The organism is Streptococcus mitis (assembly GCF_965111735.1).
Lineage (GTDB): Bacteria > Bacillota > Bacilli > Lactobacillales > Streptococcaceae > Streptococcus > Streptococcus mitis_DR.
In genome coordinates this window covers 978596-995483 of sequence record NZ_OZ217346.1, presented here as the reverse complement: position 1 = coordinate 995483, position 16888 = coordinate 978596, and the positions used below count along the sequence as shown (strand labels likewise).

15 protein-coding genes are annotated in these 16888 nt (G+C 40.2%); 4 read left to right on the top strand and 11 right to left on the bottom strand.

Going from position 1 to position 16888, the window contains the following annotated elements; all coding sequences use genetic code 11:
* The first annotated feature begins 47 nt into the window (after positions 1 to 47).
* Entirely contained in the window at positions 48 to 347 is a 300-nt protein-coding gene (locus tag ACLV7W_RS04860) for a YbaB/EbfC family nucleoid-associated protein (RefSeq protein WP_153210138.1), read from the top strand.
* Positions 348 to 484: 137 nt separating this feature from the next.
* Positions 485 to 1741: an ISL3 family transposase gene (locus tag ACLV7W_RS04855; RefSeq protein ID WP_411865533.1), complete on the top strand. Its 1257-nt coding sequence runs from the start codon at positions 485 to 487 to the stop codon at positions 1739 to 1741.
* A gap of 203 nt (positions 1742 to 1944) precedes the next feature.
* On the opposite strand, the gene ACLV7W_RS04850 is transcribed toward ACLV7W_RS04855, so the two are convergent.
* Genes ACLV7W_RS04850 through ACLV7W_RS04835 form a run of 4 tightly spaced genes read right to left on the bottom strand, consistent with a single transcriptional unit; the run spans position 1945 to position 5917 of the window.
* Positions 1945 to 2805: a methionyl aminopeptidase gene (locus tag ACLV7W_RS04850; RefSeq protein WP_000631543.1), complete on the bottom strand. Its 861-nt coding sequence runs from the start codon at positions 2803 to 2805 to the stop codon at positions 1945 to 1947.
* A 15-nt stretch (positions 2806 to 2820) separates the two neighbouring features.
* Positions 2821 to 4098 (bottom strand): CBS-HotDog domain-containing transcription factor SpxR, encoded by a 1278-nt coding sequence (gene spxR / locus ACLV7W_RS04845; protein WP_049544263.1) that lies wholly within the window; start codon positions 4096 to 4098, stop codon positions 2821 to 2823.
* Entirely contained in the window at positions 4091 to 4642 is a 552-nt protein-coding gene (locus ACLV7W_RS04840) for a GNAT family N-acetyltransferase (RefSeq protein ID WP_153199070.1), read from the bottom strand. Before ACLV7W_RS04840 ends, spxR begins: the two co-directional genes overlap by 8 nt.
* Before the next feature lie 15 nt (positions 4643 to 4657).
* Complete coding sequence (locus ACLV7W_RS04835; protein WP_411865532.1) at positions 4658 to 5917, bottom strand: UDP-N-acetylglucosamine 1-carboxyvinyltransferase; 1260 nt, start codon at positions 5915 to 5917, stop codon at positions 4658 to 4660.
* A gap of 293 nt (positions 5918 to 6210) precedes the next feature.
* Between ACLV7W_RS04835 and ACLV7W_RS04830 the strand changes: the two genes are divergently transcribed.
* The gene (locus ACLV7W_RS04830) at positions 6211 to 7467 is read left to right on the top strand and encodes an ISL3 family transposase (protein ID WP_411865531.1); all 1257 of its coding nucleotides are present in this window, start codon (positions 6211 to 6213) and stop codon (positions 7465 to 7467) included.
* Between the two features lie 39 nt (positions 7468 to 7506).
* Here ACLV7W_RS04830 and gla read toward each other — a convergent pair whose 3' ends face one another.
* The 6 genes from gla to ACLV7W_RS04800 form a co-directional block, all read right to left on the bottom strand.
* A complete protein-coding gene (gene gla / locus ACLV7W_RS04825; protein WP_084886436.1) occupies positions 7507 to 8376 on the bottom strand; it encodes an aquaglyceroporin Gla in 870 nt (289 codons plus the stop codon).
* A gap of 159 nt (positions 8377 to 8535) precedes the next feature.
* A complete protein-coding gene (locus ACLV7W_RS04820; protein ID WP_411865530.1) occupies positions 8536 to 9702 on the bottom strand; it encodes an ATP-grasp domain-containing protein in 1167 nt (388 codons plus the stop codon).
* A 12-nt stretch (positions 9703 to 9714) separates the two neighbouring features.
* Positions 9715 to 10455, bottom strand: a complete 741-nt coding sequence (locus tag ACLV7W_RS04815) for an esterase family protein (RefSeq protein ID WP_411865529.1) — start codon at positions 10453 to 10455, stop codon at positions 9715 to 9717.
* A 20-nt stretch (positions 10456 to 10475) separates the two neighbouring features.
* A complete protein-coding gene (locus ACLV7W_RS04810; protein ID WP_411865528.1) occupies positions 10476 to 11300 on the bottom strand; it encodes an alpha/beta hydrolase in 825 nt (274 codons plus the stop codon).
* A 136-nt stretch (positions 11301 to 11436) separates the two neighbouring features.
* The gene (gene thiI, locus ACLV7W_RS04805; RefSeq protein WP_411865527.1) at positions 11437 to 12651 is read right to left on the bottom strand and encodes a tRNA uracil 4-sulfurtransferase ThiI; all 1215 of its coding nucleotides are present in this window, start codon (positions 12649 to 12651) and stop codon (positions 11437 to 11439) included.
* Positions 12652 to 12659: 8 nt separating this feature from the next.
* Positions 12660 to 13802, bottom strand: coding sequence for a cysteine desulfurase family protein (locus tag ACLV7W_RS04800; protein ID WP_411865526.1), 1143 nt, complete (start codon positions 13800 to 13802; stop codon positions 12660 to 12662).
* Between the two features lie 138 nt (positions 13803 to 13940).
* On the opposite strand from ACLV7W_RS04800, the gene ACLV7W_RS04795 reads away from it, so the two are divergent.
* Positions 13941 to 14369 carry a DUF6556 family protein gene (locus ACLV7W_RS04795; protein ID WP_125454412.1) on the top strand — a complete coding sequence of 143 codons (429 nt, stop codon included), beginning with the start codon at positions 13941 to 13943 and terminating at the stop codon, positions 14367 to 14369.
* Between the two features lie 43 nt (positions 14370 to 14412).
* Here the strand turns inward: ACLV7W_RS04795 and ACLV7W_RS04790 are convergent, their stop codons facing one another.
* Positions 14413 to 16716 (bottom strand): DNA translocase FtsK, encoded by a 2304-nt coding sequence (locus ACLV7W_RS04790; protein WP_411865934.1) that lies wholly within the window; start codon positions 16714 to 16716, stop codon positions 14413 to 14415.
* Between the last annotated feature and the right edge of the window lie 172 nt (positions 16717 to 16888).

Genomic DNA, 16888 nt, shown 5'->3' with positions numbered 1-16888 from the left:
ATTAAAAAGGCTCAAAGCCTTGAAATGAAAGGAATCTTAAAAATCTTATGATGAACATGCAAAACATGATGCGTCAAGCACAAAAACTTCAAAAACAAATGGAACAAAACCAAGCTGAACTTGCTGCTATGCAATTTGTTGGCAAATCTGCTCAAGACCTTGTTCAAGCGACCTTAACTGGAGATAAGAAAGTTGTCAGCATTGACTTCAATCCAGCTGTCGTTGACCCTGAAGACCTTGAAACTCTTTCAGATATGACTGTTCAAGCCATCAACTCTGCTCTTGAACAAATCGATGAAACTACCAAGAAAAAATTGAGTGCTTTCGCTGGAAAATTGCCATTCTAAGCATAAGAAAAAACGGCTCTATAATATTTGTAGTGGGTAAATCCCCTATGGATATTATGGAGCCTATTTTGTTGTAGAAAAAAAGTCCCATATCATCTATAATGAAAAGCGACCAAACTATCATTAGAAAGAATCATATGGAACAATTACATTTTATCACAAAACTACTCGACATTAAAGACCCCAATATCCAAATTATAGATATCATCAATAGGGATACACTCAGGGAAATCATTGCTAAATTGGACTACGATGCCCCATCTTGTCCTGATTGTGGAAGTCAAATGAAGAAATATGACTTTCAAAAACCGTCTAAGATCCCTTACCTTGAAACAACTGGTATGCCTACTAGAATTCTCCTTAAAAAACGCCGTTTTAAGTGCTATCAGTGCTCTAAAATGACGGTCACTGAGACTCCTCTAGTAAAGAAAAATCACCAAATCCCTCGTATCATTAATCAAAAAATTGTTCAAAAGCTGATTGAAAAGACTTCTTTGACCGATATTGCTCATCAGCTGTCCATTTCAACTTCAACTGTTATTCGCAAGCTCAATGACTTTCACTTTAAACATGATTTTTCTCGCCTTCCACAGATTATGTCCTGGGACGAGTATATCTTTACAAAGGGAAAGATGAGTTTCATTGCGCAAGATTTTGAAAAGCTCAATATCACCGCTGTTCTTGAAGGTAGAACACAAGCTATTATCCGAAATCACTTTCTTAAATATGATAGGGCAGTCCGATGTCGAGTGAAAATCATTACTATGGATATGTTTAGTCCCTACTATGACTTGGCTAGAAAACTTTTTCCGTGTGCTAAAATCGTTCTAGATCGTTTCCATATTGTACAACATCTAAGCCGTGCTATGAGTCGTGTGCGCGTCCAAATCATAAATCAGTTTCATCGAAAGTCTCATGAATACAAGGCTATCAAACGCTACTGGAAACTCATCCAACAGGATAGTCGTAAACTTAGCGATAAACGTTTTTATCGTCCTACTTTTCGCATGCACTTGACGAATAAAGAGATTTTAGACAAGCTTTTGGGCTATTCAGAGGACTTGAAACACCACTACCATCTCTATCAACTCTTGCTGTTTCACTTTCAGAATAAGGAGCCGGAGAAATTCTTCGGACTCATTGAGGACAACCTTAAGCTGGTTCATACTCTTTTTCATACTGTCTTTAAAACCTTCCTCAAAGATAAAGAGAAAATTGTCAATGCCCTTCAACTACCCTATTCAAACGCCAAATTAGAAGCGACCAATAATCTCATCAAACTTATCAAGCGCAATGCCTTTGGATTTCGAAACTTTGAAAACTTCAAAAAACGGATTTTTATTGCTCTGAACATCAAAAAAGAAAGGACGAAATTTGTCCTTTCTCGAGCTTAGCTTTTCTTCAACCCACTACAGTTGACAAAGAGCCGAAAAAACGCTCCATAATATCTGTAGATAAGTCCCCCTACAGATATTATGGAGCCTATTTTATTGGCTTGGAAAAAGTCTGAAAACATCAATACAATGCGTTTATTTAATATGAAAAGATCTACTGGATTATTTTCAAAATCAACTTCCAGCAGCCTTTTCACTTTTTATTAATAAGTTCCTTCTTCACCTTGACTAGTCAAGATAACAGGTCCATCTTTCGTAATCACAAATTGGTGTTCATATTGGCATGACAGTCCACCGTCAATGGTTTTATGCGCCCAACCGGTCTTCATATCTGTATCAATTTCCCAATCACCTGTATTGATCATTGGTTCAATAGTCAAGACCATTCCTTCACGAAGACGGAGTCCTCGACCTGCAATACCATAGTTAGGAACCATTGGTTCTTCGTGCATGGTTGGGCCAACACCATGACCAACCAAATCACGCACTACACCGTAACCACGACTTTCAGCGTATTCTTGAATCGCTGCTCCAATATCACCGATACGGTTTCCAACAACAGCTTGCTCAATCCCCTTGTACATAGCTTCTTTAGTTACATCCATCAAGTTTTTCACTTCTTCGGACGGTGTACCAACAGCATAAGCCCAACATGAGTCTGCAAGACCACCAGAATAGCTCTGAGTGTATTTTTTCATTTGTTCAACATTGTTGAAGTTTAATTTTGAGACATTCAGGTCGGATTTAGCAATTGGGCCTCCCAAAACCATATCAACTTTGAGCAAATCACCATCTTTCAAGATATAGTGACGAGGGAAAGCATGAGCCACTTCATCATTAAGAGAGCAACAGGTAGCATAAGGATAGTCCATCATTGCACCGTCAACTCCAATCTGAAGCGGAAGGAAATTTTCTTCCTTACAACGACGGCGAACATACTCTTCAACTTCCCACATATCTACGCCAGGCTTAATCAAATCACGCAAGCCGATATGAATACTTGCTAGAAAATCACCTGCCTTATCCATAGCTTCGATTTCACGAGCTGATTTTAATGTTATCATTTTTTCTCCTAGTTTCTAATTAATTTTAACGGTTACATTTGCTTTTGAAACAATCTGATGACCATGATAAATATCGTAATCAATAATAGCTGACCGTCTAGTATGGTGGATAATGCGTGCTTGAATGCGCAGTGTATCATCTATCTGAACAGCCTGCAAAAAGTAGATTAGCATCTGCTCGATGATGAGATTGCGCCCACTATTCACAACTAAATCTTGGGTCATATGAGTCAGTATCTCTGCCAATACACCATTAGCCAAAACACCGTTCTTCTCTAGCATAAAGGGTTCCACTGTAATAACTACTTCATCATGGTGATAAGAAAGTTTTTGACCAATCTGTTCAGAAAAAGTAGGTAGAGCAGAAACTTGGGAACGACTCATCTTCTCCATGACATCTCGTCTGGTTACAACCCCAAGCAAGGTTTGATTATTTCGAACAACCGGTACCATTTCAAAGTCTTCAGCAATCATCCGTTGACTGACATTGGCAATATTTGTCGATAATCCAACCAAAAATAGACTACGAGACATGACCTTGTCAATTGTGGTGCTTGGTGACTTATCACCAGCGTCTCTCATGGTAACAACCCCAACAACAACCTGATGTTGATTGATAACTGGGAAACGGCTGCTACGATTCTTACGCACCAAGTCCAAATAATCTTTAACAGTGTCAGTCTCTCTCAGAAAACCATACTCATGACTCGGACGATAAAGTTTCTCAACTGTCAGAATATCAGTCTTGATTTGTACATTTGAAAGGGCTTTATTGATCATGGTCGCGACAGTGAAAGTGTCATGTTTGCTTCTTAAAACAGGAATTCCTTTTTGATTGGCCAGTTTAAGCACATCATCATGAACCTGAAATCCACCTGTAACCAGAACTGCATTTTCATTTTCCAGCGCTAATAATTGAATACGAGTCCGGTCACCAACAATCAAGAGTCCCCCATCATGAAGGTAAGATAAAATATTTTGCTCAGTCATGGCACCGATTGAAAACTTACTAAATTCTCTCTCTAAACCGTCTTGTCCAGCCAGAACCTCAGAAGAAGTCACTTCAGCAATTTCAGCAAAAGTTAATCTCTCTATAGCAACTTTCTGAGATTTAACACGGATAGTACCACTTCTTGGGCGAGTCTCTACAATTCCACGGTTTTCAGCTTCTTTAATGGCCCGATAGGCCGTTCCATCACTGACTCCTAGATGGTTGGAAATGCTTCGAACACTGACTCTTTTACCAACAGGTAATTCTTCCAAATAACTTAGAATTTCTTGGTGTTTACTCATTAATTTCTCCCTTTACAAAGCGAAACTCAAGATAATCTCGCATTTTTCTTGTATAGCGATCACTTCCTTTAAACTGACGGAACAAACGAAATCCAGACTTAAGAGCAACCCGTTGACTAGCTTCATTTTCAAGGTGGGTAATGATGGATAGTTGTTTTAAACCAAATTCCTCAAAAGAAAGCTGACAAAGTTTTTTAACAACTTCTGTCATGAACCCTTGCGACCAAGCGTCTTTTCTCAAAAAATAACCAATTTCTGCTTCTTTTTTTATTTCATCTAGCTTTTCAAACTTAATAGAACCAATCATTTGTTGATTTTTCTGGTCACAAATAGCCCACACTCCCAAAGGGGACTTCATAAAGTAATTGGCCAGTGCATATTGACTTTCTTCCAGACTTGCCTGAGTTGGGAAAATAAATTGAAGATTTTCAGGATTTGAGGCTATCTCATGGAAGTCCTGACTATCACTAAAAAAGAAAGGACGCAAATACAAGCGATCCGTTTCAAAAAAAGAAAACATTGCTAATTTGGTCCAAATATTCATAAACACCTCTACGGTTTAATCCTCAACAAGTGTAATATCCGCTCCTAGATTACTTAATTTTTCAATAATATCAGAATAACCACGTAAGATGAACTCAATATTTGTAATTTCAGTTTTACCTTCAGCCATCAGTCCAGCTATGACAAGTGCAGCCCCAGCTCTAAGATCAGTTGCTTTTACATTTGCACCACGTAAACTACGTCCACCAGTATATAAGATATGGTCGTTTGTAGTCGTAATATCTGCGTCCATCTTTGCAAGTTCAAAAACATGGTTTACTCGTTTTTCATAAATGGTATCAATAATGGTACCACGTCCCTCTGCTGTTAACAAGAGAGGAGTAATTGGTTGTTGCAAGTCAGTAGCAAAACCAGGATAAGGAGCTGTCTTAATATTGATTGCTTTCAAATTAGACTGTTCTTCGACAAAAATACTGTCCTCTGATACAGTCATTCGAACTCCCATTTCTTCCAACTTAGCGATGAAACCTTCTAAGTGTTCGTATAATACATTGTTGATACGAATTCCCTTACCGACTGCAGCAGCTAAGGAAATATATGTTCCTGCTTCAATACGGTCTGGAATCACCTGATGACGCGTTCCATGTAAACTGTCAACACCATCAATAATGATAATATTGGTTCCAGCACCACGGATATGAGCACCCATATTATTTAAGAGAGTGGCAACATCAATAATCTCAGGTTCTCGGGCTGCATTTTCAATAATAGTACGGCCATTTGCTTTAACCGCAGCAATCATTGTATTAATCGTCGCACCGACACTAACCGTATCCATGTAAATACTTGCACCATGAAGTCCTGTATCTTTAGCAGATAACTTCATGTTATCACCCTCGTAGCTAACAGTGGCTCCCATAGCTTCAAAAGCCTTTAGGTGTAAGTCAATGGGACGTGGTCCCAAATCACATCCACCAGGCAAACCAACTGTAGCTTCCCCAAAGCGACCTAAAAGACTTCCATAAAAATAATAAGATGCACGAAGACTGTTGATTTTCCCATAAGGCATTGGAATATTTTGAACACCTCGTGGATCAATCTCTAACACATCGTCATAACGCTTAACGGTAGCACCCATTAACTCCATAATTTCGACAAGACTAGCAACATCGGAAATATCTGGAACACAATCCAAAGTCACCACATCATCAGCCAAAATAATAGCTGGAATTAAGGCCACAACGCTATTTTTAGCACCGCTAATAGTGATTTCACCTTGCAAGGGCAATCCACCATTGATAACAATTTTTCTCATTCTAAATTTTTTATACTCTTTCAAAATTTCTAAAAAGGTCCTACATTAAAGTATATCATAAATTCACCCTTTTTTCCATCATTTTCAATTATATTAGCAGAATCGTATTTATTGGTAAATGAGCTGTCTTGAAATGTTTTGCCCCTTTTTACCTCTTGCAATAAAAAAAGGCTCTATAATATTTGTAGTGGGTAAATCCCCTATGGATATTATGGAGCCTTTTTTGTTGTAGAAAAAAAAGTCCCATATCATCTATAATGAAAAGCGACCAAACTATCATTAGAAAGAATCATATGGAACAATTACATTTTATCACAAAACTACTCGACATTAAAGACCCCAATATCCAAATTATAGATATCATCAATAGGGATACACTCAGGGAAATCATTGCTAAATTGGACTACGATGCCCCATCTTGTCCTGATTGTGGAAGTCAAATGAAGAAATATGACTTTCAAAAACCGTCTAAGATCCCTTACCTCGAAACAACTGGTATGCCTACTAGAATTCTCCTTAAAAAACGCCGTTTTAAGTGCTATCAGTGCTCTAAAATGACGGTCACTGAGACTCCTCTAGTAAAGAAAAATCATCAAATCCCTCGTATCATTAATCAAAAAATTGCTCAAAAGCTGATTGAAAAGACTTCTTTGACCGATATTGCTCATCAGCTTGGCATTTCAACTTCAACTGTTATTCGCAAGCTCAATGACTTTCACTTTAAGCATGATTTTTCTCGCCTTCCACAGATTATGTCCTGGGACGAGTATACCTTTACAAAGGGAAAGATGAGTTTCATTGCGCAAGATTTTGATAATCTTAATATCATCACTGTTCTTGAGGGACGAACACAAGCTGTCATCCGAAATCACTTTCTTCTATACGATAGAGCCGTTCGTTGTCAGGTGAAAATCATTACTATGGATATGTTTAGTCCCTACTATGACTTAGTTAGAAAACTTTTTCCGTGTGCTAAAATCGTTCTAAATCGCTTTCACATTATTCAACACTTAAGCCGTGCTATGAGTCGTGTGCGTGTCCAAATCATAAATCAGTTTCATCGAAAGTCTCATGAATACAAGGCTATCAAGCGCTACTGGAAACTCATCCAACAGGATAGTCGTAAACTTAGCGATAAACGTTTTTATCGCCCTACTTTTCGTATGCATCTAACCAACAAAGAGATTCTAGACAAGCTTTTGAGCTATTCAGAAGACTTGAGACACCACTATAATCTCTATCAGCTCTTGCTTTTTCACTTTCAGAACAAGGAGCCAGACAAATTTTTCGGACTCATTGAGGACAATCTTAAACAGGTTCATCCTCTTTTTCAGACTGTCTTTAAAACATTCCTCAAGGATAAAGAAAAGATTGTCAACGCTCTTCAATTACCCTATTCCAACGCCAAATTAGAAGCGACTAATAATCTCATTAAACTCATCAAACGAAATGCCTTTGGATTTCGGAACTTTGAAAACTTCAAAAAACGGATTTTTATTGCTCTGAACATCAAAAAAGAAAGGGCAAATTTTGTCCTTTCTCGAGCTTAGCTTTTCTTCAACCCACTACAGTTGACAAAGAGCCCTTTCTTATAGGTAAAGGAATTTGAAAATAGCTACTGCCGCAATTGCTGCTGCGATCGGTGCTACTACTGGTACCCAAGAGTACCACCATTTTGAATCGCCTTTGTGCTCACCAAGAACTGATTTTGGAAGGAAAGCATGAAGGAGACGTGGTCCCAAGTCACGAGCAGGGTTCAAGGCAGGTCCTGTAGGTCCACCAAGTGATGTTACCAAGGCCATAACAAGGAATCCAAGTGCTAAGTGAGCTACTGAAAGTCCTGAAGCAGTATGTGGTGCTACTTGGGCTTTGATTGCTAAATCAGAAAAGTCAACATTTTGACCTGCTTGACTAGCCATTTGTTTCATGTATTGAAGCACTTCAGAACCAAAGAAGTTTTTAGTCAATCCAAGGGCTGCAAAGAAAAGAACAAATGATCCAACAAACTCATTTACAAAACCATTAACAGTTGCTGCAAAGCGTGATTCTTTTGTACCTTGATCCAAACTTGAGATTGTTGAGAAAGTACCCAGGATATTGTTTGGATTTTCAGTTTTCAAGTAGTATGGGCGGTGTGTTGCCACAACCAAGGCTTGACCAAAGATAGCACCCAAAACTTGTGCAAGGATATAAGGCGCTACTTGCGCCCAAGGGAAGAGACCGCTGATTGCAAGTCCAAGAGTGAAGGCTGGGTTGATGTGGTTACCTGATACGTTACCAAACATCAAAGCTGGAATCATAACCCCCATACCGTAACCAACAGCTATAACGAGCCAGCCACTTTGGTGACCTTTCGTACCTTTAAGTTCAACGTTAGCAACTGCACCATTACCAAGAATGATCAAAATAGCAGTTCCCAAAAATTCAGTGGCATATTTAATTGCCCATGTGAAATCCATTTGATAGATTCTCCTTAAAATTTTTTAGACAATCCTTATTCTATCAATTTTTATATCTTTTAGCAACTACTTTTCCGAAAGATTATATAAGAAAGCGATTTTATTTCTTATAAAAAACAAAAGGATTAAGGGAGTGAATTTCCTTAATCCGAGAGTCTCTTAAGCCTGACGCTGACCAAAGTCCTTAATCATCTGCTCCATTTCTTGTCGACTAGGAGTTGTCAGCATATAAAGGTAATCTCCTTGAAGTTCCGCAAAGGCCGCTGGCATGATTTTTTTAACCTTGAAATACTGGCTGTATTTGGCAAGCAAGTCCTCCTCAGAATAAACATAGTGAGCATTTGCACGACGGGATGTAGCTAAACAATATTGAGCTTCAAATTCTGACGCTGGGAACTCTTCTCCTGCGACAATAGCAGCATAGCCACGATAAAGATCCAAAGAATGAGCAAAGTTATAAACATCAATGGTAAAACCACCTGCAGGGCGGTTATTGTACTCAATGGCGATGTAATCATCCCCTTCACGGAAGAACTCAATATGGAAGAACCGTTCTTTCATACCAAATTCTTTGACAATTGCCTCACCATATTTACGTAATTTAGGATCCATATCCTTGAGGACGTAATAAGAATTGTCCATCTTGTAAATCATGAGATCAAGCGGTGTATAGGCGTAGTCGAAGGTCGTTGAAAAGACAATCTTTCCATCCTTATCCACTAGACCATCAAAGGTGCAAATTTCGCTGGAAGTGACAAATTTTTCAAAGAAATAAACGGTCGAATGATTCCATTCTTGCTTGAAGTGATTGATATCATCTTCTGTCTCGAGCTTAAAGGTTGCGGCTGCTCCAACTCCATTATCAGGTTTAGCAATCATTGGAAGACCAATTTCTTTCACTGCTTGATCAACATCTGCTTCCGTCTTGATAACAGCTCCAGGTACCACAGGGACACCTGCTTTTTTGAAGAGTTTCTTCATTTCAGACTTAAATTTCGTCTTTTTGAGATCCTCTGGTTTGGCACCAAAGACATTGAATTGTTCTCTGAGTGTTGCATCCAGCTCAAGCCAGTATTCATTATGAGACTCGATACGGTCAATTGGCCCATGTTTATAAAAGAGAAAAGCAACTGCACGTTTGACTTCATCTATATTTTCAAGATTATCTACGCGGAAATACTCAGTCAGGCTATTGCGTAAAGGTTCATCCAATTGCTCGTATGGTTCTTGACCAATTCCCAATACTGTGATGCCTTTATTAGCTAGTTCAATGGTAAACTGTTGAAAGTTTTGCGGATAGTAGGGAGAAATAACAAGGTAATTCATAGGTAACTCCTTTTATAAATAGAGATTTCCAAGGAAATAAGGCATTTGTTTGCGCCACCATTCCCAGTCGTGGGCGACATCGTGTCCCCATTCAGCAAACCAGGCTGGAATTTGTTTCTGGTCAAAGGCTTCTTTGAGCTTGTAGAAAGACGGTAGTCCGTCATGTTCCCAGGCACCAAGCCCCGTACACAGCACAATCTCTGCCTGACGGTAACGGTCAATAAACCAGCCGTCATTCTGATTCCAGATATAATCTACTGGCGAGTTTTGGTAAATAGCATCGTCATTGTAGTAATCTCCGACAAAGAAACGTGCGTCGTAGACACCACTAAGAGCAATTACTTTGGTAAAGACATCTGGATGCTGGAGGAAGAAATTGACAGCATGGTAGGCGCCCATGGAGCAGCCTGTCGTCATCATGCCATCAAACCAACCTGTATTATGCTTGATAAAAGGAATGGCCTCCTCAATCACATAGCGTTCATAGGCACGGTGCATCTCTGCTTGGTCGTGACCATTTTTCCAAGTGGCCAACCAGCTCTCACTGTCAACACTAGATAGGGTAAAGAACTGAACTCGACCTTCCTCGATAAAAGAAGCACAGGCATCAATCATGCCAAAATCATAGTATTCGTTGTGACTACCACCTGATGAAGCAAAGACCACAACTGGAATCCCAGCATGTCCATAACGGTTGAGATACATTTCACGGTTGAGGTGACCACTCCAGTGGCTAAGGTTTTCAATATGCATTGGCTTTCTCCTTTCCTAACTTACCATTTCTCTGCAAAAAATCTCAGACAGTCTGGTAAATTTTCCGACCAAGGGATTTCACTATGAATAGCACCAGACTGAACTTTCAAGACAAGATTATCCAGATGAACTCCCCCAGCAATCAAATCATGATAATAGCGAAGCGACGAGTCAATATAGGCTTGTTTGATATTACCAGCCATCAGGGTCTTGTCCGTATCATCTGCTTCTTCTGTTCCAACATAGATAAAGATACGCTGGTCAGGCGATAGTTTTTGGCGCTCGATATAGCGATTAAAGGCTTCTTGGTGGAGCCAGTTTGCAGATGAAAAGACGCCTAGGCAACCAATTTGGTCTTGGTATTCCAAACCGATAAATTGGGTAATATTGCCTCCTAGTGAGGAACCAATCATAGCCGTATGCTGGCGGTCAGCTTTGGTACGGTAGGTCTCATCGATAAAAGGTTTGACCACATCCATGACAAACTCGGCATACTCTACACCCTTCCCACCAAACTGCTGCCCCGGAATAGGAGATTCTTGGAACTTCCAAGCCGCATACTCATTCATCCGCCCCATACCATCATTGTCAATAGCAACGACAATCATGCGACTGATATCAGGATTTCGTTTAATAGCTGGAATAATCTTCCATGAGTGACCAATGAAAGACTCTTTGCTATAAAAAACATTTTGCCCGTCATGAAAGTAAACAACAGGATAGGAACGGTCAGTATCTTTCTCATAATCTTTAGGCAGAAGAACACGTACACGGCGCTCCTTAACAGTATAAGGAACCTTGAGTTTGTGTTCTTTCATTTTTAAATAAAAATAGGATTGATTCATTGTCAGAAAACTCTCTATATTCAAAATTTTATCTCATTATATCATAAAAATAGAAAAAAGTTAGTTTTGCTTCCATTTTTTGGATTAAAAACTAACTTTTTTATTTAATTTTCTAAATTCTTTTGGATTTTCTGAATTAGAGGAGATTGTCAATCAAGTCATCAACTCCATCTTTTTCAGCCTGCGGAGTGATTTCAGTAATCATGATTCCGGCCACTGCTCGCTCAACTAAACCTTCAACATCCATACGCGCTTCGTACTGTTCCGCATTCTTAATCTTAGGATTTGTTTTTGGACGATCTGGTGCAAAAATCGTACAACAGTCTTCAAATGGCTGGATTGAAATGTCAAAGGTATCGATTTCTTGTGCAATATCGATAATTTCCAACTTATCCATGGTTACAACTGGACGGATAATGGGAGTGTTGGTAACGGCATTGATAGCCTGCATACTTTCAAGAGTTTGGCTGGCTACTTGTCCTAGGCTTTCCCCATTGATGATAACTAAACCATTTCGTACCTCACGAATACGGTCGGTAATCCGCATCATAAAGCGACGAGTTAGAGTCATCAAATAAGCCTCTGGCGCTTTAGCTTTGATTTCCTCTTGAATCTCTGTAAAAGGAACTTCGATAAATTGGATATTTCCACCAAACTTTGTTAATTTACGGGTCAAATCTTGGGCTTTCTTGAGAGCGCCTGGACTAGTATAAGGTGGGCTGGCAAAGTGAACAGCCTCAATATCCACCCCACGCTTCAGTGCAAGATAACCTGCTACAGGTGAGTCAATCCCTCCTGACAACATAAGCATCCCTTTACCTGAAGTTCCAACTGGCAAACCACCAGCCCCACGAATGGTTTCATAAGAAAGATAGGCTGCTTCTTCACGGATTTCCACCTGAAGATTGATGTCAGGACTTTTCATTTGAGCTTGCACATTTGGAATAGCTTCAAAAACAGCACCTCCAAGGATTTGGTTGAGTTCACGACTATCCAACTCAAAGTTGTGGTCGCTACGCTTGCTAGAGATTTTAAAGGTCATGCCTTCCTTGTAGATATCTTTCATAATCTCTTGAACAGCAGACTTCAGAACTTCTACAGATTTTTCAACCTTATAAACAGGGGAAAAGTTTTGAATTCCAAAAACTTGTTTGAGCGATTCTGCTACTGCTGTGTAATCAGCTCCATTGAGGTAAGCGTGGGCACGGTCGCGATCTGCTGTTACCTTAACTTGGGGATAGATAGACAAAACGTCTGAAATATTATTGCGAAGTTTATTGATGAAACGCATACGGTTTTTGCCCTTGGTTGACAGCTCACCGTAGCGAATCATAATTTCTGAATATTGCATGAATGCTCCTATCTTACTTTTCTAGTTTGATTGTAAATTAATTTTAACTTGGTCAAAAACTGCTCGACCTGACTCATATCATTTTCAAGGTCTAGGCTAAGACGCACAGCTGACTGGGCCTTATCTTTATCCACTCCCATAGCAATCAGAGTTCCTGCAGGTTTCCCTGCCTTTGACGAACAAGCAGAGGTCGTTGAGATGAAAATATCATAGTCTTCAAAAGCGTGAACGATGACTTCACCACGAACACCCTTGATTCCAAAAGTCAGGATGTGAGGGGCAAAGTCTTCCTCATCTGAAAAGACAAAAATATCTGGATAGTCCAGAAGTGCTTGACGAATCACTGCCTTCATCTGGCCAGTCTTGCTAGTAAAGATATCTAGCTTTTCCATAGATAAACGGAGAGCCTTGGCTGTCGCTACAATTCCTGCCACATTTTCAGTTGTCGAACGGTAATCACGCTCCTGACCACCACCTGTTAAAAGAGGCGTAATCTTCTTACCATACTTGATATAGACAAAACCAACACCACGAACTCCGTGGAACTTGTGACCAGAGAAAGTCGCGAAATCCACTCGTTCTGTCAGATACTTTTCAGTCGGAATCTTGGCAAGCGCCTGAACCGCATCAACGTGGAAGGAAATAGTCGGCTTGTCTGCCAACAATTCTGAAATAGCCTCAATAGGTTGAATCGAGCCGATTTCATTGTTTACTGCCATGATGGAAACGAGGGTCGTATCAGGTCGTATCAAACCTGCTAACGCTTCAACATCCACAAATCCTTTGTTATCAACTGGAACAAAATCCACTTCAAATCCTTGACTTTTCAGCCAGAGGGCTGACTCTTTGACTGCCGGATGTTCAATGGCTGATACAATGATGTGCTTTCCAAACTGAGCCTTTTCAAAGGCCACACCCTTGATAACCCAGTTATCTCCTTCTGTCCCACCAGAAGTAAAGAAGATTTCCTCGCTTTTCTTACCGATTAAATCTGCAATCTGTTGGCGGGAAGCATCTAAGATTCGTGTTGCCTGGTCTCCCAAACGATGGAGGCTAGATGGATTTCCTAAAATTTTTGAAGCGACCTGCATATAAGTTTCAAGTGCTTCAGAATAGGGCTTGGTCGTCGCCGAATTATCAAAGTAAATCATATTTTCTCACGCTTTCTAAAATCACTCCCTCTATTGTATCATGAAACGGAGCCTGCGACAAGAAAGGGCAATTTCTCTTTTTTTAAGATTTTTTTAAAGAAATGCGGTATAATAAATTTTAATTAAAGGAGAGAATGTATGTCTAATTATCGTAGAACTTCAAAACCAAAAACAGAACACATCAAAAAAGGCTTTACGGTCTTTCAAAAAACCGTCGCGACTATCGGTAGTATTCTTGGCTTGATTACCGCTAGTATCACTATCATGAACGCCTTGGATAATAACAAAAATACTAAAAAAGAACCTACGACAAGCCAGACGACAACAATTGTCAAAGAAATTCAAAAGGAATCCCCTAAGGAAAACACTAGTCCCAATAAGGAAACTAACACTACCCAAGAAAAAACACAGCAAGAGGAAACACCAAAATCTAGCGTCAAGGAAGAGAAAAGAGAAGAGCAGAAAGCAGCAACTCAGGAATCTACTACTCCTGCTCCAAGTAAACCCACTACTGAAAATGAAAAACAGTCCAATACCCCAACTTCGGAAAATAAAACTAATCAATAATCACTAAAATAGCCTCCTTCCAAACTTGGAAAGAAGCTATTTTTTATTGTTGTAAAACTTTTCTAGGCTTGGTACCTTCAGCTGGACCGATGACACCTGCCATTTCAAGTTCTTCCATGAGGCGGGTCGCACGGTTAAATCCAACTGACAAACGACGCTGAATCATGGATGCGCTGGCTTTCTGTGTCTCGATAACCAAAGCCTTGGCTTCCTCAAAAAGAGGATCTCCACCAGCATCTCCATCTGAAAATTCTCCTTCATTTTCAGAAACCTCACCTGGATCAAAACTCTCATCGTAGTCTGCATCCGCCTGAGCCTTGATAAAGTTTACGATACGTTCGACATCATCATCCGAGATAAAGGATCCTTGCAAGCGAACTGGATGATTTTCATCAATCGGTTTAAAGAGCATATCCCCTCGGCCAAGCAGTTTTTCTGCTCCATTTTCATCTAAAATAGTACGGGAGTCTGTTCCTGATGAAACTGCGAAAGCGACACGAGATGGGACATTGGCCTTGATCAGACCAGAAATGACGTCAACGGATGGACGCTGGGTTGCAAGAATCATGTGGATACCTGCAGCACGCGCCTTCTGTCCAAGACGAATGATGGCATCTTCTACTTCTTTGCTAGCAACCATCATGAGGTCAGCCAACTCATCCACAATCACGACAATAAGAGGTAGCGGAATTTGCTTGTACTCAGACTGGGCATTAAACTCTTCTACCTTAGCATTAAAACCTGCAATATTCCGAACTCCTACCTTTGCAAAGAGTTCATAACGATTTTCCATCTCGTCCACAACCTTTTGCAGGGCCTTGCTGGCCTTGCGTGGATTGGTCACAACTGGAATCAAGAGGTGAGGAATGTCATTGTAAACCGATAACTCAACCATCTTTGGATCCACCATCATAAACTTGACCTGGTCTGGTCTTGCTTTCATCAGAATGCTAGCGATAATACCGTTAACTGCGACTGACTTTCCGGATCCCGTCGAACCTGCAACAAGTAGGTGGGGCATCTTGGAAAGATCAAAGGTTCGAGCAGTTCCATTGACAGCCTTACCCAGAGGAATTTCGAGGAGATTTTCTGCTTTCGTTTGAGATTGTTCCCATAGTTCGCGGAAAGAAACTGTCGCAATCTCAGAGTTAGGTACTTCGATTCCCACTAAAGATTTCCCTGGGATAGGTGCTTCGATTCGGACATCCTTGGCAGCCAAGGCTAGGGCGAGGTCATCTGCGAGATTGGAAATGCGGTTAACCCGTACACCAACTGCTGGCTTAACTTCATACTTGGTCACTGATGGCCCAATTTCAGCCCGTTCCACCGTCACCTTGATACCAAAGCTAGCAAAGGTTTCTTCTAGGATTTTGATATTTTCTCGAACAATTTTCTTCTCTTTAGACTGGTCTTTGGGTTTATCCGGGGCAAAGAGTTGTAAACTTGGAAGTTTGTATTCAAGAGCCCCCTTGGCTGAAAAATCGACCTGAACATCTTCGTCATCAGAGCCATCTTCCTGTTCAGGGAATTCAAGTTCAGCTTGAGGCAGGATGATTTCTGGTTCTACCCAGTCTTCTTCTGGAACAGGAGGAACGTCAAGAACAACATCATCAGTCAGAATTTCACCCGTTTCCATATCAACAGGAGGCATATCGAGTAAGGCTTTTTCAGCCTCTTCTCGTTCTAATCTAGCCTCTTCCTCAGCCTTTTGACGAGCTTTTTCTTCCTGTTTGACAAAGCGTTCCTCTTTTCGACGCTCATGCCCTTCCCGCCATTTGGCAAAGCCTCTACTGAAAAATTCCGCAATATCGTAAACAGACCAAGGACTGACTAGGAGAGCACCCACTAAAATCAAGATAGAACCAATAAAGTAAGTACCGATATTTGAGAAGAGAAAGGCAGTTGGAATATAAAGAGCGACACCAATCAAGCCACCTCCAGCAAAACTGGTCGTTCGAAAACCAGTCAAATCCGTCACAACCTGAGCCATGGTTCCCTTTAGAACAGACTTGTCCAAACCATATTTCCAAACTAAGTAGGCCTCAAAAATCAAGAGCAAACCTGCAAATATGGTGAAAAAGCCAGATAAGAGTCCTTCCTGTTTTCGGATCCACTTGAAAAGGAAGAGATAGATTAATAGGCCGAATATGGACAGATAAGCTAGACTACCCACCAGCAAGCGAATTAAATTGTAAAGGGTTATACCTGCAGCCCCTAACTTAAAGGCTGCGAAAATCAATAAAAGGGCGATTCCCAACGAAATCAACATTCGTTGAATCGCTTCTTTTCTTTCGAGTTCTGCTTTTGACGGTCTCCGTCTTGTTTTACTTGTATTCTTGTTTGCCATTCTTCTATTATACCATATTTCACAGGCATTTCGAAAAAGGTCAATATTCTCCTTGGATAGTTCAGTATTGGGAGATTCAAATAAAATTTTCTTATCCATAGTTTCCCTCTCTAAGTAATTTCAGAACATCTTTTTGATAGCCTTTATAATCCAGCTGACTGTTCATCAAAAA